A 22,975-nucleotide genomic window follows, 5' to 3' on the forward strand; every position below is an offset into this window, starting at 1 on the left:
AGCCCGAAGGGAGCGAATATGTTCTTACTCAGAGCACCTGAGCACATCGTGGCTTCGAGGGCGACCGTGTGGGGGCGAGTTGACGGGCAGGTCCTGCGTGCGCTTATCAACGCAATGAAGCTGAACGTCTTCATCTGACTTCGATGCCGGTGTCTCATGCGCAACCATCGCGCCGAAGTCCTGGATAAGGGCATCGGTGCGGCTATTTGGCTCCCGACTGGTCAGCTTCCGGAAAGCTGGACCTGCCATCCTGGCGTGGTGGGGATATCCGGGGCTGATCTGCGACTGAATCAAACGCAAACATCGTCAAACGGAGTTTTGAGATGGTTCGAATTCATGATGCGCTCGACACGGCAACGTTGGCTTATGGCAGTACATCAGGCGCTGCCCAGCAAGATGAAACCATAAACCAGCACGCCTTTGACCAGCAACTGGACGAGATATCGCCGGAGCTGCATGAACCAACTGGTGCAGGTCCCGCCCATTCTATTGCCTCGGACGAGGTGGCGGGTGCGGTCAACCAGCAACCTGATTTGAAGCTTGTCGTCATTTCGAACCGCGTTGCGCCCTTCGACCCCAGTAAACCCCAGACCGGCGGCCTTGCCGCCGCCCTCGAGCCGGTCGTGCAACGGTCCGGCGCTGTGTGGGTCGGCTCCTCGGAAAACCACGGCGACGGGACCCAGGTGCCCCTGCCACTGGTCGAGACTGGTGCGGGATTTGTCGCCAGGCTCGATCTGCCGGCCGCTGACCATGCTGGCTATTATCGTGGTTTTTCGAATTCGACGCTGTGGCCGGCATTGCACTCCCTGCCGGACCGGATGTCGGTCTCGGAAGACGATTATGAATGCTATCAAAGGACCAACAGTTATATTGCGGGTGCGGTCAACGACGTACGGGATCGGGACGCATTCTGGGTGCATGACTATCATTTGCTCCCGCTCGGAGCCCGACTGCATGAACTCGGCATCGACCGGCCGACCGGTTTCTTCCTTCACACGCCGTGGTCCGAGCCCGACATGGTTGAGCGCGTGCCCAATCATCGCGAACTGATGAAATCGACGCTGAAGTATGACCTGCTCGGATTCCAGACGAACCGGGATCTGAACAACTACTCGGCGTATCTCCGAACTCATTTCGGATTGGAAACCAAGGATGGCGTCGTCACCACGGAGCGCGGTCAGACGCGACTGAAAAAGTTCCCAATCGGGATCGATCCTGAGCAGTTCGCAGACTATCTCGCTGCAGATCTCTCTTCTGCAGAGCAAGAAACAGTCTCGTCAATATTGAAAAGCTTCGAGGGATCCAAGTTTGCGATCGGCGTGGACCGGCTTGATTACACCAAGGGTATCGACAAGCGGGTCGAAGGGTTCAATCAGCTTCTAAGGATGGAACCCCACAGCATCTCGCTGTTGCAGATCGCACCGTCCTCACGCGCCGATGTCGAGCAGTATCAGCAAAGAAGACGTGGAGAGCGCGATCAATCGGGTCAATGCCGAGCATGGCTCAGACCGGTGGAGCCCGATCCACTACAAGAACGATTCGTTCAGCCAGGCGGCACTCGCGCGGTTTTACCGCGCCGCCCATGTCGGCGTCGTGACCCCGTTGCGCGACGGCATGAATCTCGTGGCGAAAGAATATGTTGCGGCACAAGACCCGAAGGACCCCGGCGTGCTGGTCCTATCCAAGTTTGCGGGCGCAGCTGAAGACTTCAACGAGAACGAAGCGCTTCTGGTGGATCCGAACCACCCTGAAGAAATCGCAGCCGCTATTTCGAGGGCGATTCACATGCCGCTTGAGGAGCGTGTCACCCGCTGGCGCTCGATGATGGACAAGATTGAATCCTATACTATCCACGACTGGGCGGCGGACTACGTTAGCGAACTGGACAAAAGCCGCGTCACTGTTCCGGCTGATCAGTTCCACCATCTTGGCCTTGGCTGGACCAACGAAGCTCAAGTGCCACTGTACAGGACAGATGCCGAGACTTTGACTGCACTGAGGCATACGCAGGACAGACTCTGGGTCCTGCCGGAACCGGACAGCTTGACCTAGTGCTGGTCGCCTAACAGTCCGGTGCCGAAGAGGGACCGACGGGGCGAACAGCACACGGCGGATTGCTTTTCTGTAGCAGGCGAGAGGCACAATACAGGACTGGCGGCTGGCGCGGTGCTTTCGGCCCGGGCTGGCCCGCATGATGAACGGAACGTCTCAGCGGATCCTTGCAGTCACGAAACGGAGATCGCCATGCGCACTGCCCTCAGCTTGATCGCGATCTGGCTGCTGATCAACGTACTGCTCTATGTCATGCTGACGCGCGTCGATAAGTCTGCCCGATGAAATAGCTCGGAAGATTGTACCTCGCATTTGGAGGTAAGCGTTCCGACGCCGGGCGGCGAGCGGTCCTCTGTTCCGGTACTTGGCCGCAAAGATCAGACGTGCTGTCTGACACTCGGTCCTGCCGACATCGCCCTGTCTGCTTGGCAACCAATGTCGGCAAGCGGACATCGTGGTGCACCCTAAGCGGCGGAAACTTGCGGTGCCTTGGTCGGCATGCAGCTTGCAGTGAACGGTCCGCGAGGGAGCGCGAGCCGAGCCATGTCATGCGTTGCGTACTTTCCGCGGCTCCTGCGTGACGCGCCAGGCCCGCGTGGCCGCTCGACCTCAGCCGGAGCAAGTCCATGAACACCTCAGTCCTCTCCGCAGCGCTGCTTTCGATTGCCTGCTTCACCTCCACTGCGCTTTCACAGCGACGTTCGCTTTCACAGGAGCCAAAGGCTGCGGCGGTCACTGACGATCCATTCCTGTGGCTCGAGGAGATCGAAGGACAGGGCGCATTGGCATGGGCGCGTGCCGAGAACGAGAAGACACTCGGGGTACTCCAGGCAGATTCCCGCTATCGGGTCTTCTACGAACAGGCGCTCTCTATCATGCAAGCCAAGGATCGAATTCCATACGTTTCGCTGGGGCGTCTCGGGTTGGGGAATTTTTGGAAAGATGAGGCCCATGTGCGCGGCATCTGGCGGCGCACCACGTTTGAGAGCTATCGTCGCCAAGACCCACAGTGGGAAACCATCCTTGACGTGGATGCCTTGGCGGTTGCCGAGAACAAGAACTGGATCTTTCAAGGCGCCAGCTGCCTTCCGCCTGAAGAACGGCTTTGCCTGATTAGTCTTTCCGATGGCGGCAAGGATGCTGCGTCCATACGCGAGTTCGACTGCGAGGCAAAGACCTTCGTTGACGGCTTTTATCTTCCAGAGGGCAAGCAGAACGTCAGCTGGGTCGATCGTGACACGCTCCTAGTTGCACGGGACTGGGGCGAGGGCTCCTTGACGCAGGCCGGCTACCCCTTTGTGGTCAAGGAGCTCAAACGCGCTCAACCACTCAGCGAGGCGCGCGAGATCTTTCGCTGCGACCCCAACGATGTTCGGGCGGACCCCTTGGTACTTCGAGACAGTGAAGGTCATGTTCATGCGACGGGGGCCATTCGCGCGATCGGGTTTTTCGAGCACGAGTACGTGGTCTTCCGGCCGGATGGGCCCGTCAAGCTCGATCTGCCGAAGAAAGCGGAGATCATAGGCCTCGTGAGTGGCCGTCTATTAGTGACGCTCGATGAGGAATGGAGGCCGTCCAACGATGTCAGCTTCAGTGCCGGCTCGCTGATCTCCTATGATCTGGCCGAATGGAAACAGGATCCGCTGCGCGCCAAAGCATCACTTGTCTTTAAGCCCGGACCCCGCCAGGCGCTAAGCGAGGTCTGTCCGACCAGGAACTTGCTGATCTTGACAATCCTTGAGAACGTTCAGAGTAAAGCGTTCGTCTACAAGTACGATCAGGGAGCCTGGTCGGCGACGCCGATCGAGCTGCCGGAACATACAAATGTCAACGTGACAGCCACCTCCGACGAAGCGGACCAGGCCATGTTCTCGGTCGAAAACTATCTCAGGCCAACGTCAGTCTGGTATTTTGATGCCGAAACTCAAAAACTCGAAGAATTGAAGACGACACCTACTGCGTTCGATGCCTCCAAGCATGTCGTAGAGCAGTTCGACGCGACTTCGCGTGATGGCACCACAATTCCCTATTCCTTGGTGAGACCGAAAAGCGCAAGGTTTGACGGCGCCATTCCGACACTTCTTTATGGCTATGGCGGGTTCCAGGCTTCGCTTCTGCCCACTTATCTAGGCCCTGTGGGGCGGCTGTGGCTTGAACAGGGCAATGCCTATGTCGTTGCAAATCTGCGCGGGGGGGGCGAGTTTGGCCCGCAATGGCATCAAGCGGCCCAGGGGGCAACGAAGCAGACGACGTGGGATGATTTCATCGCCGTTGCCGAGGACCTGATCCGCCGCAAGATCACAAGTCCGCGCCGGCTCGGAGTCATTGGCGGCAGCCAGGGCGGGCTACTCGTTGGCACCGCAATCACCCAACGCCCCGAGCTCTTCAACGCGGCCATCATTCAGGTGCCGCTGTTTGACATGCTTCGATACACCAAATTGGGCGCCGGCGCCTCCTGGATCGGCGAGTACGGCGATCCCGCTCTTCCCGAGCAGCGCGCGTGGATCGAAGCCTACTCGCCCTATCAGAAACTGGTGCCGGGCAAGCCATACCCTGCGCCTTTAATTCTTACCTCCACCAAGGACGATCGTGTGCATCCCGCGCACGGCCGCAAGGCCGCAGCAAAGCTCGCCGCCCTGGGCCAGCCTTACTTCTATTACGAGAACATCGATGGGGGACACAGCGCGGCGGCCAACCTCATCGAAGTGGCGCGTCGACTAGCCCTTGAATACACCTACGCATCGAGGCGGCTTTGTTCTGAATAAACCGGCGGACGGGCTAATCGAACCAGGCTCCAGACCATTCATGATCCCTAGTCACCCCGTCCGTCAGCTGAATCATCGAGGCGAGATGCGAGGCGATACACAGAACCAGCCAATCGACGGACCGGATGCTGCAGATTTCAAGGGGACTGGACGAATTTCCCGCAGCGCTAGAGGTGTTCGAACACGAGCCCGCAATTTCCAACTCGTCATGCAATATGGCTGGCAAGGCGTCTCCCAACGAAAGGTCGACGTTTTGCTGAGCCAAATTGACCCACGAGTTGGCATTCTAAATCTCAAGCTCCGTTCTGGCTTTTCTGGAGAAATCGCGCAGGGATGAACCCTGTACCAAATGAATATGGAATCTAACTGCGCCTCAGGGGCACCGGATCTCATGGGTTATGTGCCTCGACCGATAGCTGGTCGACCGGCTGGGCAGGGAGCCAGGCCGTTGAGTTCGCCGTGACAGGCCGATCCGAAAGAAGTCTCGGTCGCGCGCGGTCCCGGCAGTCAGCGATGGCGGTGGCGGTGCGGGAGAAATCGGTGCACTGCAGGGCTCCACAACAGCTATCCCAGTGAGAGGCAGGAAAGAAAGATGCGCAAGCTACCGATCCTGAAAAGCCTCCATCTGTTTGAGGCAGTCAGCGAGTTTCCAAGCTTCTCAAGGGCGGCCGAGCGGTTAAATATGACGACAGGCGCGGTAAGCTACCAAATGCGCCTGCTTGAGGATTGGTTCGGCAGGAAACTATTCGTGCGCCATAGTTCGGGCGTGCGGCTGACATCCGACGGCGAACAGCTCAAGCGCAGCTGCGCGAGCGCGTTCACCATGCTCGAGAAGGGATGCTACGAGCTACGAAGGCGCCATGCAGGGCCCTCCGTCGTGGTCGGGTGCTCGACCACGTTTTTGTCGCACGGCCTGTTGCCCCGTATCGGTCGATTCCGCAAACTCTATCCGGACATTGACCTTGTCTTTGAAACCGAAACCGATCTTGACGCGCTCGCTGTTGGTGCGTTGGACATATTGTTTGTCGCCGGCCCACTGAAGCGGCCGTTTCCCGACCGCGAGGTGCACGCTTCAAATGAGATGATTGGCCCGGTCTGTGCGCCAGCTGCGCTCGAGGCCATCAAAAGCCCGGAAGATATTCTGTCGCTCTCTCTGTTGCACGAGGCCGACAGGCTGGACGCCTGGAGCGAATGGGCCAGCGCAGCTGCAATATGCTTGCAAGAATCGCGCAAGGTCGTCTTCGATACATTTTCTTTGACTATGGAGGCGGCAAAAAGTGGGCTGGGAGCCGCAATATCCTCGCAGATTCTGGTCAGAAGCAACCTTGAGAAAGGAGAGCTGGTGGCTCCATTCGGCTTCGTGCCGGTAAATCGCTCAATCTACATGTTTGTCAACGCGCAAGCCCGCAATAGCGCGGCTATCAAACAGTTTGAGCGCTGGGCGCTGTCAGAACTACTGGGCCGGGATCATCAGCCATCGGCTTTTGAAGCTACAACCCGGCAGATCAAGCAAGCCGCTCGATTGAAGATTCCCGATCGGTTCCTGCTGGCATCAAGTCGTTGATGACCACCATGGCCTACAAGGTGCCGACTGTTCGAGCGCAAGGCGCCGGAAATCCGTGGCGCGCAGCCAGAAGATCAAGGATTGCAAACACATCGTCGACATAGGCGAGCCCGTTTGCGTACTTCGCATGCTCTGGTAAAGGGCCTTCCTTTTCCAAAATCAGAACCGGCGCGGACTGATGATCCCGCCCAAGCCTCTCGATGAGCGCGGCTCGTGGCCTCGCCCAGGAAATCCGACGAACGTCGAGCCTCGCAGCGCGGCTTGGAAACGCGGACAGCAACCCGTCCAATAGCAAGCATTGCCAGCAATAGAATTGTCGTCCCGGCAAGGCCGGATCCTCAAAAGGGTGTTCTAACAGGAACAGCTGATCCCATGGCATGGTGTGGATCCCTGATCTAGCGATCGGCTGGGCATGAAGCTTGAGAATCCCTTGATCTGACCACCGCGAAGGTCGCAACGGCGAAGGCAACAAATGCGCTCGCCGCACATAGGAGAACGATCGTTCCGAGAGCAAGCCGATCACCTAGAAGCGACAAGGCAATGCCATTTCCTGCAACGCCGCTATAGGTGCAACATTGAAATAACCCGGAGAGGCGACCGGCGCGGTCCGGAGCCACTGAAGACACCATGTGCGCGTGAGCGGCAGCCGCAAATATCTGGCCGAAACCAAGCATCGCGCTGCTGGACGCGATCACCAAGGCCAGGCCGGCATCGAGTGACATCATTGCAAGGCATGCCGCAAGCAGCATCGCGGCTCCGGCAATAGTTGGCAAAGCGCCTAGCAGGTCGTAAATCGGCTTGACGGCCAGCGCGCCCAGCAAGGCCAATACGCCATTAGCCATGACGATCGTCAGTAGTACGCTTTTGTCGAGAGCCCCGTCAGCTGTGGCATGTATCGCAGGATAGACGTTGATGATGCCGGCGCCGAGGTTGAGCAGAAAGACAGCCAAGAATGCGGGATAGAGGGGTGCCAAGTCCAGCACCGTTCCGGAGGGGCGCGCCTCAAGCACTGCTGGCGTCCTTCTGAACTGCTGCTTGATGCCAAGCAGCACGATCAAGGACAGGATGATAGCGGATATGTTGAAGGCCAAAACGCCGGGCAAGTGCAATTGGTCGGACAGCATGGCGCCTGCAAACATTCCCAAGAGATAGGTCAGCCAGTCGATATTGGCGATATTGCGCAGCACCGAGATCATGCCATCTTCCGATGTAATACGACGAAAGAAAGCAACCTCCGCAGACAAATAGACCGGCTGGACCAGGCTCAGGACGGCCATTGCGGCATAGCTCTGAAAGGAATCGGCTCCGTCGCTGCCGAAGATGGCGAGCAGCGCGCATATGCGAACAGCATTGACGATCATCATGGCTGAGATCGGATCGCCTCTGTCGACCAAGGGCGACAGGAAGAGGCTGCCAAGCATGATCGGCGCAAAAGTGACCGCAATGCCGAGACCCGCGGCGCTCATGCCGGATTGCAGAAGGCCGATCAGGATGCCGATACGGAACGCCCAGCCGCCGATCTGAATGATCAAATGCGAGAGGTAGACAAACTGCCGTGTGCTCGCCCCGCTCATTGTCGACTTAACTCATCGAGGATCATCGAGCGGATATCGCTTGACTCGGAAGGGAAGGTGGATGGCATAGGTCTTGTGACGCGACATCGGTGTGACGAGCCCGCAAGCCACGACGAACGTTCTCGCAATATGACGGCTTGGCAAAAGGCATCTTATTTACCTATATACCTCCCTTTACCTCATGTGGCGTTCGGCCCATTCGCAACTATGCCGGCCGAGGTGCGCTTGTTTGCCGGTCAGCCTGAGTTGCAGCGCTTGCCGCAACAGCATCCGCTAGACCCGCCGGAGCTTTGAGGTGCAACACCCATGTCCTTAGCGATCCTGTCTCACGTCGCTCGGGCTCGATGGCAAGAGTGCTCTGAGCCGCTAGCTCACGTCGCCTTCGCGGAACGTGCAGAAGCTCGGTCCCGCCGCGAAGCCAGGTCAGCTTGCAGGCTTTTCTCGATGTGCTCACGGGTGAGGAGGTAGTCTGGATCTCCCCCGATCTCGACAGCGACAGTCGCGTGGTTCAGTGACATATCTGGCCGGCCCTCGTTGAAGTACTCGATGGCGAGATTGTTGTGGGTCGGCGCATGCCGAGGGTTGAGTTCCAGGGCTCGAAGATAGTGTGCGATGCTCTCGTGCGCCTTGCCAAGCTCGGAATAGGCGAGGCCGAGATTGCTCTGTAGGTCGGGGTTTTTGGGACTGATCTCGGCCGCCGCTATATAGGACTCCAGAGCGGCTTTAGGCCTGTCCTGCCGCATCAAGATGTTGCCCTTCTCGAAATGAGCTCGCCATTCGTTTGGCTTGATGACAAGTGTCCTGTCGAGATCGGCCAGCGCGCCAACGGCATCCCCCATTCTGCTGCGAAGTGCGGCCCTGTTCAGGTGAGCCTCATAATAGGGTGGGCAAAGTTCAATGGCGCGCGCATAGACCTCCAGAGCCTCAGCTTCCCTTCCAGCCACTTTCGAAAGCAGGTTCCCCAGGTCGTTGTGATACTCTCCATAGTAGGGATCATACGCAATGGCCTCACGCAACTGCTTCTCGGCCCGAGGAAGTTCGTCGATGAGTTCATAGACCTGGCTGGTGTTGTAGACCAGAATCGATTGGTGAAGCTTGAATCGCTCGTCGCCATACGCCTTGAGCATCTTGCCAAGGCCCTCGGCGCAAAGCGCGAGGGCTTCGCCGTACTTCTGCTGTTTGGCCTTGATGTAAGCATAGGCGTTCTCTGCAAACACCTTGATGTAATCATACTTGTCGTGCCCCCTGAAATCCCGCTCAATGGTCTCCAGGTTCCTTAACGCGTACTCTTCGGCCAGCGTGAGGTTGACCGGCTGCTGGTAGCGTCCATAGGTCATTGATTGGGCATACAGAACCGTTGGCGTGTATCGGCTCTTTGGGAACGTTTTGTAGAATTCGTCCAAATAGGGAACCGACACCCGCCCGCAGCCGAGTGAGTACAGCACAAAAGCCGCGTTGATGAAGGCGGCATTCACGCTGGCATCCCCGGAGCCGTAGGTGCGAAGCGCAGGGTCGGCGAAAATTTCCCCGAAGTATCCAAACCAGAGATCGTACAGGCCAATGCTCTGGAGGATCTGACTTGGTTCCGCAAGCAACTCCAAGCGCTTGTACTTGTTCCGTATCGATAGCGCATGAAGCATCACGAGAGGCGCCTTGCCCGCCAGATAACGCTCCAGGCACGCGTGGTGCAGCTGCTCGTGTAGATGATCTGCCGTCGCCGGATCGAAGGTTGCATAGTTTCGTTGCGCGATCAGGTCAGGCGTCGTGCAGTTGGATTCGATGTATGATTTGAGAAGGCTGTGGCGTTCCCCGGTATTGAGACTGGCCAGATGGAGGTCCACGGTCGCGGTCGGGTCGAGATAGCCGACAACTGGTAGCCCTGCCGCTGTGCATTTGCTCAAAGCCTCTGCAATCAACGGATTGCCGCCACTTGCCTCATAGATCTGCCGGTGCTTTTCCGCGGGAAGATCCGGATCAAAGGTTGGCCCCAGCTCTTGCGAGCTATATCTGCCGAAATGAACCTCGCTGGCGTCCGGGAAATAGAGCCGTTGTTCATAATCGATCAGAATGAACCGAAACAGCCGCGCATCGTCGTCCAGTCTGACGAGCAGTTTGATCAGGTTCTTGGCCGAACCGGACAGGGCAGCCGCCCGATCGATGACGATGATGTGACGCTCGTTGAGCTGTCGGGCGCAGTTGATCAGGAATTCGGCTAGTCCGACCAGGAGCTTGTTTTGATATTCATGATGATAGAATCGGGTACGCTCCTCTTTGCTCGAGGTATTGGTGAGATCCTTCGGCACGGTAAAGGCGTCGCTGTTTAGGAGAGGGAATAGCCGCTTCAAGGATTGTTGTGCCGCCTCAACCAGTTTGGGCCTATTTTCTTTGGCCCACCTTAGTTCGGCGTCAATGAGCGCTTGCAGCCCGGCAAGATAGCCGCCGGTCCGCCAGTCGCCGTCAGTGATCGAGAAGTTAGAATTGGAGCTTGTGAGTGCCGATTTGATCGTCGGCAGCGGTGCCATGCCCGCTTCCGCCTTCAAAATCGTGATCGCACTGAGCTCGACGGATGCTGATATGGCTGAAACCACGCGCTGCTGGATCAGATCAACCATTTTACTCTCCCGAATTATCGCAAAAGAGGGTGGCCGAAACGACCACCCTCCGATGCCGCTATGCTCTCATCAGGTAGATGCATCCAAGGCATCTGCCGCACCAACCTAGAGCGTACCCGTGTACGGAGTGGTGGTGCGGATCGTGGTCTTGATCTCAGCGATCTTCTTTTTCATCACGTGTTCCTTTCCTTCTCTCGCACGCCAGACCCAAGCGAAAGCGCGGCCAGCCGTGCCGGACAAGAATAGTAAATTTCTGCATCAATCCGCAGCGAGATTCCTTGGCAGTCGCTGTCAAAAAGATTGAACGCGCGGCTCGGATTGGCTGCCCATTCCGTTTGCGATGCGTTCAGGTATCGCGATCTCAGGATCGGCAGCCATGCGCCGGCTGGTGGCGGGGGCGTAAGGATGAGCCTCGTCGCAAGGAGTGTCACGAGGATAGGCACCTTGTACGCTCCGCTGATGCACGTGAATCTCCTAGTGTGGCTGGCTGATGATAGCCTCGCGGTCCCCACACAGGACGTGAACTGGTGCATGTATCCGTTGTGAGGCTGCCAGTTACGACAGCATGTGCTTCGATCTGGGCTTTCATCGGGTACCTGCGCCCCAAGCTCCCTTCGCAGAGGGAGCAGCTGGCGCCAACCCATTCAGGAAGGCTTCCGGTGAGACAATGGCGCGGTTCAAATATGACGTCAGGGAACGTGGCATGGGCCAGAACCGGTCGGAATATGGACCTCGAATCCGAGCCGCCCTACCAGAAGTCAGAGTTTCAGCGCTGCCCGGCTTCCCAATAAGGTGCGAGGGCGCTCCGATAACCGATTTGAGCTTCCGAAGAAGTTTGACTGATCGCAAGGCACGCTCGCGTGATGCGATCAGTCTTCCCTGCCTTTAGCACGTGTCCAACTGCGTGCTTTTGGTGCCATCGATCGCCCAGGATTTGTACCCACTCGCAAATGACGAGCGACATCGATGGTTAAGCAGATACCCGCACTGACCGGTATCCGGTTTGTCGCGGCAGCAGCGGTCGCGATATCTCACGGCGGCAGCCTGTTCTTGCAGGGGCCCAGCCTCGGGCTCGACATCAGCGTCGGGACACTCGGCCTGCTCGGGATGTCGGTCTTCTTCACGCTGAGTGGCTTTGTCATTCAATACAACTATGGCAGCTCGATTGTGAGCAGCCCGCGGAAAGCGATCCCGGACTTTCTCGTGGCGCGCATAGCGCGAATCTACCCTCTTTTTGTTGTTCTGTTTCTCGTCGAATTACTGACCGGACCGATGGTCTGGCCGCGGCTCCTCGGAACCGAGGCGCCGGCCGAAGGATTCTCAACGCATCTTGTCCCGTTTCAACTCGGGCTGGTTCAAACTTGGTTTTTCGCAAATATCGCCGGTGTAGCTCCCGTCTGGCAGTACGAGGAGGTCGGCATCGTCTCCTGGTCGGTGAGCACCGAGTGGTTTTTCTATCTCGTTTTTCCGCTCGTTTGCCCTCTGCTTGCGCGGATCAGAACTATGCCCGCCGCGGTTGTTTGCGCCGTCGGAGCCGTCGCAATCGAGCTTGGCATCGACCTTGCGGTGCTCATGCTGCAGGGCCGCATCAACCTGTTTGCGCTTCATGCCTATGGAACGGAGGCGGCTCTGCCGAACTGGAAGAACACGCTGATCCTCTGGATCGTCTACTTTTCACCGTTTTGCAGGGTGTGGGAGTTTGTTCTGGGCTGTTGCCTGGCGCGGCTCCATGAAGTGTGGTCGGCGCAAGATTTTAGACCGTCTCGCGCTCTGCTCGACGTCGCGACAATTGTTGGCGTCGGAGCGATTAGCTGGGTGTTCTGGTTTACCGCCCACAAGTCGCCATTTGGGGCTACCATGAGCCTGTTCGATATCGCACGCAACAATATCGCCCTGGCGGCGCCGGTGGCGCTTATCGTTGTCGCGGCGGCTCAGCCCGCCAGCACTGCAGGACGGCTGTTGTCAGCAAGGTGGCTTGTCTTTCTGGGCGAGGCCAGCTTTGCCCTCTATCTTATACACGTCATCATCTTCCGGCGTTTTCCGGTGGTGCGTTGGGAAACGGCGAGTCAACTGGTTGGCCATCTCGGTGCACTCGCTCTTGCTTTCGGCCTGGCAACTTGCGCCGCGATCCTGTTGCATTTCGGCTTCGAGGTGCCGGCCCGCAGGCGAATTCGCGGCGCCTATCAGGCGGCCTCGACGGAACAGCGCAGGCTCCTGATGCGATTGGCAACTGTCGGCTTTGCCGCACTTGTTGGTGCGGCGGCCGTGTATGCACTGCGGGGTGCGGGCGGGAATGCCATCACGCAATCGGGTATTTCGGTTGTTTCCGGTACGTATGGCGGCAATTGCCGCTGGATGTCAGCGCGCGGCAACGCCACGGATGCGCTTGCAGAAGCGTGTAATGGTAAGAGCGAGTGTACCTTTCGTACAGAGGCGGCACGGATTGCCGATCCTGCGCCGGGTTGCGCAAAGGAGTTTGCCGTCGCCTGGTTCTGCAACGGAGACCGCAGCATTCACTCTAGCTCGGCTCCGGATGCGCATGCGACGTCGTCGGCCCTGCAGCTCTCCTGTAAGAAGGTGGCGCGCGATGATTGAGCCGCAGGCCGAACGGCTATCCGAATCCCGCTCCCCTGAAGGGAGGATCTCCGACGTCAGGGTGTTGCTGTCGGCGGCTGCACAAAAGAGTCAGCATCTCAGTCATCGGGCAAGAAAGTTGCGGACGTGACTGCCGCGGCGGACGAGCGTCGTTTTGCCGCCCATCTTGATGGCTGCGAGACTCTTCGCTAGATCACGAAGGTTCACTGATGGAGATGCCGCCGTGGCAATGGGTATTGTGAAGTGGTTCAATTCCAGTAAAGGTTATGGCTTTATTCGGCCGGAGGACGGAAGTGCCGATGTCTTCGTGCACATCAGTGCCGTGGAAAAGGCCGGTTACACCACCCTTGAGGAGGGGGCTCGGGTCAGCTACGAACTCAAGGCCGGGCGCTCGGGCAAGACGTCAGCTGAGGATCTTCGGGTTGGCTGATTGAAGCGCACCTCCGGGCTGCCCTCTGCAACTTGTGATCTCGCACCTGTCCGGCGATGCCTTGTATCTGGTGAGCCGGGCGGTCCTTCACGACCGTCGCTTCCAACTGAGGCTTTGCCGCAAGCCCCGTGGCGGCTTCAATCAAGGCATTGCATCGCCGATGCCACAGCAGTTCCGGATTCTGCCCGCCTTGGAGCAGTATGGACCTGACACAATATCCTCGGTGCCATGAATGGTCCGAACCGTACACTCCCGCCCAGCGGGCCAGGAGGTGTACGCCGCGCATGTCCTTGTAGCAACTTGCTGCACCGGCCGACGCAAAGCTTGTTCTGAAGGAGCTCACCGAGGCGAGTTCGTACGTTATGGACGATACGAGCCTGCGGCATGCTGATAGCGTGCCCGCTCGAGGACTCCTCGCGCATCAGCTGGCGAGCAATCCCAGGACGCCGGCGCTCGTAGTTAGCCAATATAGTTGAGGTTAACGGCGGCATGTTGTTGACGACGTTTTCCTGATCTTGTCCCATTGGACGGGAACTGCACACACAGCCCATCGGAGACACGGCAAGTGTCCTTCCAGCTGACCGTCCTGAAAGTGCTGGCCGGTCAGCCCACCGGGCGGGCCTCTGTTGGTGAAGTCCGACGCGCCGTGGAGATCCTGATGAACAGCGGCCGCGACTGGACCGATCGCATGAAGCGGTTGGCCGAACATGCCCCGGATCTGAATATCTTTTCGGCGAAGTTTGTCATTCGTGACGCTCTCGGCTGGGAAATCACGCAAGAGGGGAGGCAATTCCTCTCTGCGCTCGAAAGAGCGGTCGCCGATCAAAGAGAGCGGCCCCAATCAACCATCGATCCCTCGTCCAACGAACTTCATGCGCATGCGTTGGATGCCGCTAAGCCAAATGCTGCTCCCTGCGATCGTCGTCGCAGGTCGCGGCGGCGCCGCAGGAAGGCCCGGTCTGATCGGCGTACAGCATGAAGTGGCTTGACGCCAACTATCGCCCGTCCCCTACCCAAGATGGGTGCGGCATTTGACCCGTAGTGCTGAGAAGATGAGACAAACAAGTTTGAGGGGGCGTAACATGCGGGTACGTGATGGGCGAGCGGAAGCGAAGGCGGGAAGCGGTTTTAAACGGCCCCTGTCCGTGCGGTTCGCAGAAGACCGCCCGCAATTGCTGCTTTAACGGCAAAGACTGGCGAGCGGCAAAAGCTGGAATCAAGCCTCGTCCGAGCCCGCTTTTCTTTCCCTGAGCGAAGGCGAATTCCGAGACCACCTGAAGGCAATCGATAACAATCTCGGAGAGCAGACGGCCATCGTTGCCGACTCATTTTCCAAGTACCTGAAGATGGTGCGAAGTCCCGGCCCCGCACTATCCCGGGCGCATTGCCATCATTCTACGGCGCGAAAAGCGTCGCTGATCAGTTCCTGGATGCCGGGGCGAAGCAGCAATGCACCAGAGATGGCCCGGTCTGTATAGCTGTTGACGACAGTCCAATCTTGCTTCTCGGCGTGGAGGCGGCATAGACGCAATTGAATCCTCGATCGAAGCGTCGCGCTGGTTGCCTGATGAGTAACGGGCGTAGAGCGCGACCTTCATGACGTCTCCCTATTCCGGGAGACGGTCACGCTTCCGTCTGACTGTTTCCGCTTGGACAAAGTCCCATGCGGCCTGCCGAGCAAGCAGGCGCACCAGATTGACCAGGCGCGGATCGGATTTCGATGTGGCCACGGTTACAGCCGGGGCTCCGGGCGCCGTATCGGCGACCACGCGAAGTTTTTCGGCTGTTGTTCCTCTTGGTCGGGCCACCGCGGCGCCCCTGTCGTTGCGCGTATCGCTCCGCATCGTGAAGCGAGTTGCGGCCGCAACGCGAGGGAAAATATCCAGCGATATCAGTATCTTGTGTGGTGGTCGTGCGCTGATCCGAGATGCGAAGCGTACCGGATCGGGAAATCGCAAATTCGAGCGCACGGAAGATATTCTCGTGATTGCCTCTGCTAGATGCAATCTGTTTGATGGCCACGCCGGACAACACACCGACCTTTATTACTGCTGCTGACGTCACAAGAGACCGTCGCAGTCTTGCGGCTAGCCGAAGGTTCGGCTATATATCCAGATATACCAGTGAGGCGATCCGTGAGCAATGATGCGCAGAAAAGGGCGATCGAAAATTACCGATCCCGGCTGACCAAGCGCGGTATCGTGCGGTTTGAGCTCCAAGCCCTCGCGACCGATCGTGATCTCATCAGAACGCTCGCCCGGAAGTTGACCGAGGAAGGGCCGGAAGCCGGGCATCTCCGACGCGCCGTGCAACAGGCCGTTTCTGGCGAGCCACCGAAGCCCGGTGGCATCTTGAGTGCGTTGCGTCGCTCGCCGCTCGTTGGTGCCGATCTCGACCTGACGCGCCCCCGTGAAGAAGGGCGTAAGGCCGATCTGTGACGCGTTATCTTCTCGACACCAACATCATCAGCGACATCGTCAAGCCAAAGCCGTCAGAGTCACTGTTGGCCTGGATGGGCCAGCAGCGCGATGAGGATTTGTTCATTGCTTCGCTGACAGTCGCCGAAATCCGACGCGGTATTCTGGAGAAGCCGCACGGCAAGAAGCGCGATGCGCTCGACGCCTGGTTCGTTGGTCAAGAGGGACCGCAAGCGCTGTTTGCGGGGCGTATTTTGTCGTTCGACGACAAAGCAGGCCTGGTTTGGGCGCGGCTGATGGCGGAAGGGAAGGCCGTCGGACGGCCTCGCAGCGGACTCGATATGATCATTGCCGCTGTCGCGGATGCCAATGACTGCGTGGTGGTGACGGACAACGAAAAAGACTTTGCTGGACTTCAGATCATCAATCCATTGCGCGGCGACTTGTAGGGGAAATGCATGACAGGAGGAGCGCCTGGTTTCCATTGAACCGCGATCATCTCACTCACGCCGTGCGGGAACGATTAATGAGCTCCTGAAGACTCGCGACGCCTTATCTGCACTTGGCGATCTATGGCGGAAGCGGCGGAAGTTTCGCCAGGGCTCAGCCAGCCTGTGCGCACTCGATGTTCTGCCGCACTATCCGGTGCTGACCGTCAAGCGTCTGGCCTCGCTTCTCAGCATTACGGTGCCTGCAGCCTCGCAAGCGGTAGAACAACTGGTCGAGCATAAAATCTTGAACGAGCGTACCGGCTATGCGCGCAACCGCGTCTTCACCGCGCCCTCTTGAGAGTCCTTCGGAGAAGCACCTCGACCATCTACCGAAGCTCCCTTTCTCCGGCGTGATCATTGAGCATTTGCGGGACGCGTGCCATGGAAGATCGCTTGGCGCCTCACGGAAGTCCGAGCCGACGGCATGACCGACGGCGGGGCCGAAGCCGCAACTCGCGGCGCCACCGATTGTTAGCCTGGCATGGCGGCCGTCAGGTGTCCGCACCGGAAAGAATCGGTTCTTCGCCGAAGGGCGGTTAATGATCGATAGCGCGTCGGGGTAGTTGACCTTGCATCGATACACAGCATCACGAGTGATGCGCTCATAGCGATGAGCAAGGACGATTATCAGGTTCTCCGTGGCGCGGCGACGCGCGCGCGGCTCGACAGGAAAGTGCGTTTCACCTTCCGCGGCACCGATGTCGTGGACGTTCTGGAAAGGGTTTGCAACGAAGTGGGCTTCCCGGCGACGATCCGCGTCGACCAAGGCAGCGAGTTCGTGTCGCGTGACGTCGACCTCTGGGCCTACCAGCGCGGCGTCACACTGGACTTCTCACGTGCCGGCAAGCCAACCGACAACGCGTTCATCGGAGCCTTCAACGCTCGCTTCCGGGCCGAATGCCTCAACACGCACTGGTTCCCGTCCCTTGCGGACGCCCAGGAAAAGGTAGAGACTTGGCGCAGATACTACAACCGCGCATCAGAACACCCATCTGTCTATGTTGTTGAAGAGAAGAGAGTTTGCTGATCGGGATGCGATCCTGTGGGGTATCTTGGGTTCTGTCGCGCTCGTTCAGCGATAGATTGAGCGGCAGCTGTTATCAGCGAGGCGCGAGCAAAGATCCACGGGCCGTCCGATAGCGGGTGGATGGCTGCGATCTCGCCGGTTTCGGCGGCGAGCCGGAGCGTCTTGGGCGCGATCTTGAGGAGCTTTGCGGCGTTGCTGAGGTTGAGCCAGGGCTCGATCCCGTCCTCGGCGGGCTTGAACACCGGAATGCGATAGTTCGAGCGCATCGAGGTGACACGCTCGCGCGTCCAGCGATTGCCGTTACCGGTCTTGAGGCCGTTGCGGTTGAGGAGGCCGGCGATCAGATCGTCGCTGGCGATCAGCACCAGTTGGCGCACAGCTTCGATGATGTTGGCGGAGGTGCTGTTGCGCTGCCCGCGCCGGCGCTTGGGCAGGCGTATCTCGCTGTGAACGCCGCCGACCCAGTGGACGATGAGGACGATCTCGGAGGCCGCATCGTCGATATCGGCCACGACCTCATGGATGACGGTGCGTACAACCCGCTTCTTGAGGCGCGCATCCGTCGTCGGCGCATCCCAGACCGTTTTGAGGTTCGAGGCCAGAACGCCAAGCGAGGCTGGATCGGCAATGGGGGCGGGCATCGCCGCCTCATGCATGGCGAGCTTGCCCTCGACCTCCGCCACGTGGGCGAGCGCCCTGTTCCAGCGCGCTTCAAGCTCGCCCGCCACCAGCCGGTTCGCGGGGTCAGCGGCATCGTATTGCCGGAAGGCCCGGTCGACGGCATAGCGCGCCGCTTCGAGGTCGCGACTGACGGCCTCGCGCACCTGATCCCGCCGTTCCCCGGCTTCCCTGGCGGCAGCGGTCGCCGCGGCGATAGCGCCCGGACCGACGACGACGAGCAGTGCCTCCTCGATTGCATCATCGACGCGCAGTCCGCCGAAGCCGATGCAATGAGGACCGCCATTGTCCATCCAGGCGCGGCTGCAGCTGTAGCGCGGAATATGGCGCTTCATGCCGGAGTACCGAAGTGTGAGCTTGCGGCCACAGCGCCTGCAGCGGATCAGACCGGCCAGCAGCGCGTCACCATGCTTGGGCGCGCCGTGATGCCGACCGGTGGGAACGTTGCTGCTGACCATGGTGCGGATCGACTCGAACCTCTCCCAGCTCACGTACCCATCGTGGGTGTTGGGCTTCAGCGCCAACCATTCGTTCCGCGCCTTGCGGCGGATCTTCACGCTCACGCCCTCGGCACCGTATCCCGCCGCGACAGCCGTCTTACCATAGGCATAGGCGCCGCCGTAGACCGGGTTCTCAATGATCCGGTGGATGGCTGAGTAGCTCGGTCGCCGCCAGGCCGTGTCGCCATTGATCCGCTTTACCGGCAGATCGAGATTGTACTCGTGGAGCCAGCAGAGCGCCTGTCGCGCGCTGCCCAGCTCCTCGACCTTGTCGAACACCAGCTTGATCGCTTCCTGGACCCGCCGATCCGGATCTTTCTCATAACGGTCCCCGGACTTCACGAATCCGACCGGCGCCGCCACAACCAGCTCGCCCCGGCGCGCCTTCTCGTAGCGGGCCGAGAGCGAGCGCTGGCGCAACAGATCCAGTTCGTACTCGTTGAGGCTGCCCTTGAGCCCGAGCAACAGGCGATCGTTGCCGTGCCTTGGCGCATAGATGGTCTCCTGATCGACGAGAACGGTATCGACCACGCGGCACATCTCGATGAGTTGCTGCCAATCCCGGCTGTTGCGAGCGAAGCGCGAGACCTCGCGGGCGCAAACCGCACCAACCTTACCGAGGCAAACCTCCGCGACCATCCGCTCGAAGCCGGCGCGTTGGACCCCGCCGGCGGCCGAACGACCGAGATCATCGTCAATCACGTCGATCTCTGACCACCCGAGCGCCGTCAGCCGGTCCCGCATGGCGTATTGCAACGCGCTGCTCTCGCGATTGTGCAACACCTGATGCGCCGAGGACTGACGCACGTAAAGAATTGCCTTGCGCTCGAGATGATGAGGCCTGACCTTGTCAGAGATCATGGCCGACCTCCTTCGCGCGCGGCGTCGCTGTCGTCGCAGCATGGCCGAGGATCAACTGCGTCATCAGACTGGTCAGCGCCTCCCGCGCTTCCGCCGGCAGCTCCGACCATGCCGGCGCGCCGAGGGTGCCGTTCGATAGGCCGCTCCCGAACAAATCCATCTGTTGCTGTCGATTGTGTCGGTATCCGCACCCTGGCATTGCCGTCTCGCGTGACATGAGTCGCTCCCCGATTCTGGTCGTGAGAGCCTCTGGATGCGCCAGAAAGCGGGGCAGCTGATGGCGTTCGATCCTTCAATGCCAGATCGAGAAGCGCAGCGAGCGCCGCAAGTGCATCGATGCTAACAAACGGCTGAGCTGTCAGAAGCTCGGCGTCAGGGCAGGCCGTCCGGTCGAACATCCATGCTGGAACTTCCAGCCAACGGTCTGCTTGCGATCCGTCCAGGGTGCAGCGAAAAACGACATCGTCAGCCTTGTCGACCGCCCCATGAACGCAAACTCGGCGACCAAACCAGGGATGATGCCGATAAAGAACCTCGCGAAGAACGGTCCTGTGGGCGTTCTCAAACGTCGTTGTACAACACCAACCGACCGCACACGAGCCTCAACGGGCTCACGCCAACCGAGTTTGCAACCCACCCCGACAGGGGCCAAACCCAGAACAGACTCTACTTATAAACGGGGGCAAATTGGGGAGCAGGTCAGGACCTGTCCTTGCAGATGAAGAAGACGATGTGACGAACCATGGAAGGCCTTGGGATTGTGTACGAGGGTGGAGCAGCCCAAACTTGGGATCGGATCCGCGTTACCCATCCATAGTGCCCTGTGCTGTGTCGCGCAACGAGCGCCGTTACATCTGACAGCTCAGCGAAGCGGCAATAATGGGAAGAACAGTCGGAGGCGCCTCGAAGATTGAAATTCTTCAGGGGCGGCGCCAGAACGCAGGATTTGACCGGCATAGTCCGATCAACGCATATAAACAGATCAACAATCCACTATCGTGGAAGAATCTTGACGACGCGCTCTGATGTAGCGCTCTGGATCGCCAAGGAGGCGCATATTCGATTGCGCCTGGTACCCAAGCATGTCGCGAGAATGTAGACAGGCGCCGTTCGCCTGGGCGCTGCGCGTTGGCGGCCGGCAATGCAAGAGGCAGGTCTCATCACCAATGCCGACAGGAGGCGAGAATGTTCAAAAACTCCCATCCGTCCCGCAACAACTCGACTAAGTGCTGCGCCATGTGCACCGGAAAATTTGGCCTAATCCGCCATTATTGTTGGCGAACAGCCCTTTGCTCAAAGAAATGCCTAGATCAGTTCAAGGCTCGCCGGGAGGCTGATCAAAGATGGCTTCGTCGGACATTAGCGGCGCAGGTCGTGGCACCAGGTTATCCTTCGGAATACGAAAGCAGACAGCAAACGCTAGCCGATGCTTGCAGCTCTTTGAATCTGGTACTCCAACGTATAGCACGGAGGTACTAAAGTGGCCGGGAAGTCAGCAATAGTCATCGATTTCAATGCTTACAGGACAAAGAAGCATGCTTCGGCAGAGCGGTCCACCAGTGAGGGGGATCGATCGCGGTCGATGATACGATAGTACAGTTCTATCGCTACTGGCTGACTCTTGGCTCGATCCAGATGCATTGGTTGAATCTGCTCACGTCACCGTTGCGTTGACATTAAGGTGGGCCTTCGCGTTGCAGTACACATCGCCCTAAACGCGAAGCAGTGCTTGGCGCGGTATCCGTCCGGTGAAGCCTCACCGGATGCTTAAGCCGAATACGCATGTGCCACATTCCCTGTGCAGAAAGTTGTCGTCAGGGGTTTGATCAGCAGGTCTTCGATACAGCAACTACTTTCTCTCCATTCTACGCCGGCCTCCGACTACAACTGAATACTTGTTGAACTAACCCGCTTCGTGGCTTCTCTACTCACCCCCCGTCGCCGTCCTGCTTACCGGATGATTTCCGCGACGCGCCAATGCTGCGAAGGCCAGGATCATAAGGCACGCCGCAGAGAGAGCTTGACGATTTCCGCCGGGAGCAAAGCGAAAGAATGCCCGCTCTGGAACTGATAACGGTACAACATATTTTTTGTTCATAACGAACCGATCTGCTGCCGGGAAGACACACCCTATTGAGCCGGAGCGCTTTCATACAATTTGTGCTGTCTTTGCACGATCAAATGCTGCCGAATGTGCGTAGCCCTCTTGCAGTCAGAGAAGCTGTCGGTCGTGGGTAGTAAAATCTGTGCGAAGCGAGTGCTGATTGGGATTTCAAAAATAGACTGCCCCTTGATTTAGCATTTTGTCGGGGCGGCGAGGAGGTTTCCCGCATGCGGTGGAACGCATGTGGCGTTTCGAGGCCGATCAGCACGAATCAAGGCTTGATGAATCATAGGTAAGCTTCGCCGCCGAGCGTTTGGTGAGGCGTCGAAGAATCTCGGACTGACTGCGAGGACGCAGGTCGCGTTCACGTCTTGGGGGAAATACAGGTGGCGCAATACCGGTTCGGCTCGAACGTCAACTCGTTATGCCAACCGCCTCGCACTCTCCGCGGCAGCGGGGTCGGAAAGTCCGAGAGAGCGATGGTAGGCGATGGTTCTGTTACATTAACCGACGATGTCAGGGTTTATGTCGTGGGCGACATCCACGGTCGTTCGGATTTGCTCGACAGGATTGCCGATCTCATCAGACAGGATCTTGCCGAGCGTCCGGTCGCCGAAGCGCTCACGGTGACGTTAGGCGATTACGTGGACCGGGGTCCGGATTCGCGGGGCGTCCTCGACCGGCTTGCGCGAAACGTGTTTCCCACCCCGTACATCCCGCTCAAAGGCAATCATGAGGAACTGCTGCAGCTGTTCCTGATGGACCCGGAGATCGGTGCCGACTGGAGACGCTGGGGTGGGCTGGAGACGATTCAGTCCTATGGCGTAGGAGTCGGCACGCTCATGGTCGGAAAGGAAATCGAGCGGGTATCTTACGCCTTTCGTGCCGCGTTCCCCGATGAGCATAGTGCGTTTCTCGCATCATTGAAGCTTTCGATCTCCGTCGGTAAATATTTTTTATGCCACGCAGGCGTGCGGCCGGGCATCCCACTCGAATGGCAGCGACCTACCGATTTGCTCTGGATTCGCGACGAGTTCCTCAACAGCAAAGCGGACTTTGGAAGGATTGTCATTCACGGGCACAATCCTGTCACTCAGCCCGAGATACGTCCCAACCGAATTAACATAGATACGGGTGCTTTTGCGAGTGGTCGCTTGAGCTGCCTTGTGTTGGAGCGTGACGCTCGGAGGTGCCTGCAGGCGAGCTAGGCAGGGGCGATACGGCCGGGCTGTCGCGCGCCATGGAAAACTGCCCCCTCAGCGTCACGAGGAATTGCCCCCTCCTCGGATAGCTGAGGAGAGAGTG

At 58.8% G+C, this 22,975-nt stretch carries 17 protein-coding genes and 2 pseudogenes; 13 read left to right on the forward strand and 6 right to left on the reverse strand.

Going from position 1 to position 22,975, the window contains the following annotated elements:
• The first annotated feature begins 323 nt into the window (after positions 1 to 323).
• The 3 genes and pseudogenes from ACVW1C_RS29800 (at position 324) to ACVW1C_RS29810 (ending at position 6,381) form a co-directional block, all read left to right on the forward strand.
• A pseudogene (locus ACVW1C_RS29800) lies at positions 324 to 2,052 on the forward strand (alpha,alpha-trehalose-phosphate synthase (UDP-forming)).
• A gap of 626 nt (positions 2,053 to 2,678) precedes the next feature.
• Positions 2,679 to 4,817 (forward strand): prolyl oligopeptidase family serine peptidase, encoded by a 2,139-nt coding sequence (locus ACVW1C_RS29805; protein WP_456761347.1) that lies wholly within the window; start codon positions 2,679 to 2,681, stop codon positions 4,815 to 4,817.
• 592 nt (positions 4,818 to 5,409) lie between these two features.
• The gene (locus ACVW1C_RS29810) at positions 5,410 to 6,381 is read left to right on the forward strand and encodes a LysR substrate-binding domain-containing protein (RefSeq protein ID WP_456761348.1); all 972 of its coding nucleotides are present in this window, start codon (positions 5,410 to 5,412) and stop codon (positions 6,379 to 6,381) included.
• A gap of 13 nt (positions 6,382 to 6,394) precedes the next feature.
• Here the strand turns inward: ACVW1C_RS29810 and ACVW1C_RS29815 are convergent, their stop codons facing one another.
• The 3 genes from ACVW1C_RS29815 to ACVW1C_RS29825 form a co-directional block, all read right to left on the reverse strand.
• Positions 6,395 to 6,760, reverse strand: a complete 366-nt coding sequence (locus ACVW1C_RS29815) for a DUF3088 domain-containing protein (protein ID WP_456761349.1) — start codon at positions 6,758 to 6,760, stop codon at positions 6,395 to 6,397.
• 16 nt (positions 6,761 to 6,776) lie between these two features.
• Entirely contained in the window at positions 6,777 to 7,955 is a 1,179-nt protein-coding gene (locus ACVW1C_RS29820) for an MFS transporter (protein WP_456761350.1), read from the reverse strand.
• 371 nt (positions 7,956 to 8,326) lie between these two features.
• Positions 8,327 to 10,567, reverse strand: a complete 2,241-nt coding sequence (locus ACVW1C_RS29825) for a tetratricopeptide repeat protein (protein WP_456761351.1) — start codon at positions 10,565 to 10,567, stop codon at positions 8,327 to 8,329.
• Between the two features lie 966 nt (positions 10,568 to 11,533).
• Here ACVW1C_RS29825 and ACVW1C_RS29830 point away from each other — a divergent pair.
• The 4 genes from ACVW1C_RS29830 (at position 11,534) to ACVW1C_RS29845 (ending at position 14,843) form a co-directional block, all read left to right on the forward strand.
• Complete coding sequence (locus ACVW1C_RS29830; RefSeq protein WP_456761352.1) at positions 11,534 to 13,162, forward strand: acyltransferase family protein; 1,629 nt, start codon at positions 11,534 to 11,536, stop codon at positions 13,160 to 13,162.
• Between the two features lie 223 nt (positions 13,163 to 13,385).
• A complete protein-coding gene (locus ACVW1C_RS29835; protein WP_050424578.1) occupies positions 13,386 to 13,592 on the forward strand; it encodes a cold-shock protein in 207 nt (68 codons plus the stop codon).
• Positions 13,593 to 14,157: 565 nt separating this feature from the next.
• Complete coding sequence (locus ACVW1C_RS29840) at positions 14,158 to 14,571, forward strand: hypothetical protein (protein WP_456761353.1); 414 nt, start codon at positions 14,158 to 14,160, stop codon at positions 14,569 to 14,571.
• 116 nt (positions 14,572 to 14,687) lie between these two features.
• A complete protein-coding gene (locus tag ACVW1C_RS29845; protein ID WP_456761354.1) occupies positions 14,688 to 14,843 on the forward strand; it encodes an SEC-C metal-binding domain-containing protein in 156 nt (51 codons plus the stop codon).
• A 157-nt stretch (positions 14,844 to 15,000) separates the two neighbouring features.
• Here ACVW1C_RS29845 and ACVW1C_RS29850 read toward each other — a convergent pair.
• A pseudogene (locus ACVW1C_RS29850) lies at positions 15,001 to 15,190 on the reverse strand (recombinase family protein); the annotation flags it as partial.
• A gap of 124 nt (positions 15,191 to 15,314) precedes the next feature.
• Here ACVW1C_RS29850 and ACVW1C_RS29855 point away from each other — a divergent pair.
• From ACVW1C_RS29855 to ACVW1C_RS29875, 5 genes are all read left to right on the forward strand, one after another.
• Complete coding sequence (locus ACVW1C_RS29855) at positions 15,315 to 15,650, forward strand: hypothetical protein (protein WP_456761355.1); 336 nt, start codon at positions 15,315 to 15,317, stop codon at positions 15,648 to 15,650.
• Between the two features lie 77 nt (positions 15,651 to 15,727).
• Positions 15,728 to 16,030: a hypothetical protein gene (locus ACVW1C_RS29860; protein ID WP_456761356.1), complete on the forward strand. Its 303-nt coding sequence runs from the start codon at positions 15,728 to 15,730 to the stop codon at positions 16,028 to 16,030.
• Complete coding sequence (locus ACVW1C_RS29865) at positions 16,027 to 16,458, forward strand: PIN domain-containing protein (RefSeq protein ID WP_456728056.1); 432 nt, start codon at positions 16,027 to 16,029, stop codon at positions 16,456 to 16,458. Before ACVW1C_RS29860 ends, ACVW1C_RS29865 begins: the two co-directional genes overlap by 4 nt.
• A gap of 196 nt (positions 16,459 to 16,654) precedes the next feature.
• Positions 16,655 to 16,798 carry a hypothetical protein gene (locus ACVW1C_RS29870; RefSeq protein WP_456761357.1) on the forward strand — a complete coding sequence of 48 codons (144 nt, stop codon included), beginning with the start codon at positions 16,655 to 16,657 and terminating at the stop codon, positions 16,796 to 16,798.
• Between the two features lie 312 nt (positions 16,799 to 17,110).
• Positions 17,111 to 17,527 carry an integrase core domain-containing protein gene (locus ACVW1C_RS29875; RefSeq protein ID WP_456761358.1) on the forward strand — a complete coding sequence of 139 codons (417 nt, stop codon included), beginning with the start codon at positions 17,111 to 17,113 and terminating at the stop codon, positions 17,525 to 17,527.
• Here ACVW1C_RS29875 and ACVW1C_RS29880 read toward each other — a convergent pair.
• Positions 17,497 to 19,566: a recombinase family protein gene (locus tag ACVW1C_RS29880; RefSeq protein WP_456761359.1), complete on the reverse strand. Its 2,070-nt coding sequence runs from the start codon at positions 19,564 to 19,566 to the stop codon at positions 17,497 to 17,499. The two genes, ACVW1C_RS29875 and ACVW1C_RS29880, sit on opposite strands and share 31 nt — an antisense overlap.
• Entirely contained in the window at positions 19,556 to 19,783 is a 228-nt protein-coding gene (locus ACVW1C_RS29885; RefSeq protein WP_456761360.1) for a hypothetical protein, read from the reverse strand. Before ACVW1C_RS29885 ends, ACVW1C_RS29880 begins: the two co-directional genes overlap by 11 nt.
• Before the next feature lie 2,366 nt (positions 19,784 to 22,149).
• Between ACVW1C_RS29885 and ACVW1C_RS29890 the strand changes: the two genes are divergently transcribed.
• Entirely contained in the window at positions 22,150 to 22,878 is a 729-nt protein-coding gene (locus ACVW1C_RS29890; RefSeq protein WP_456761361.1) for a metallophosphoesterase family protein, read from the forward strand.
• The last annotated feature ends 97 nt before the right edge of the window (positions 22,879 to 22,975 follow it).

It is taken from the genome of Bradyrhizobium sp. USDA 4011 (genome assembly GCF_054063415.1).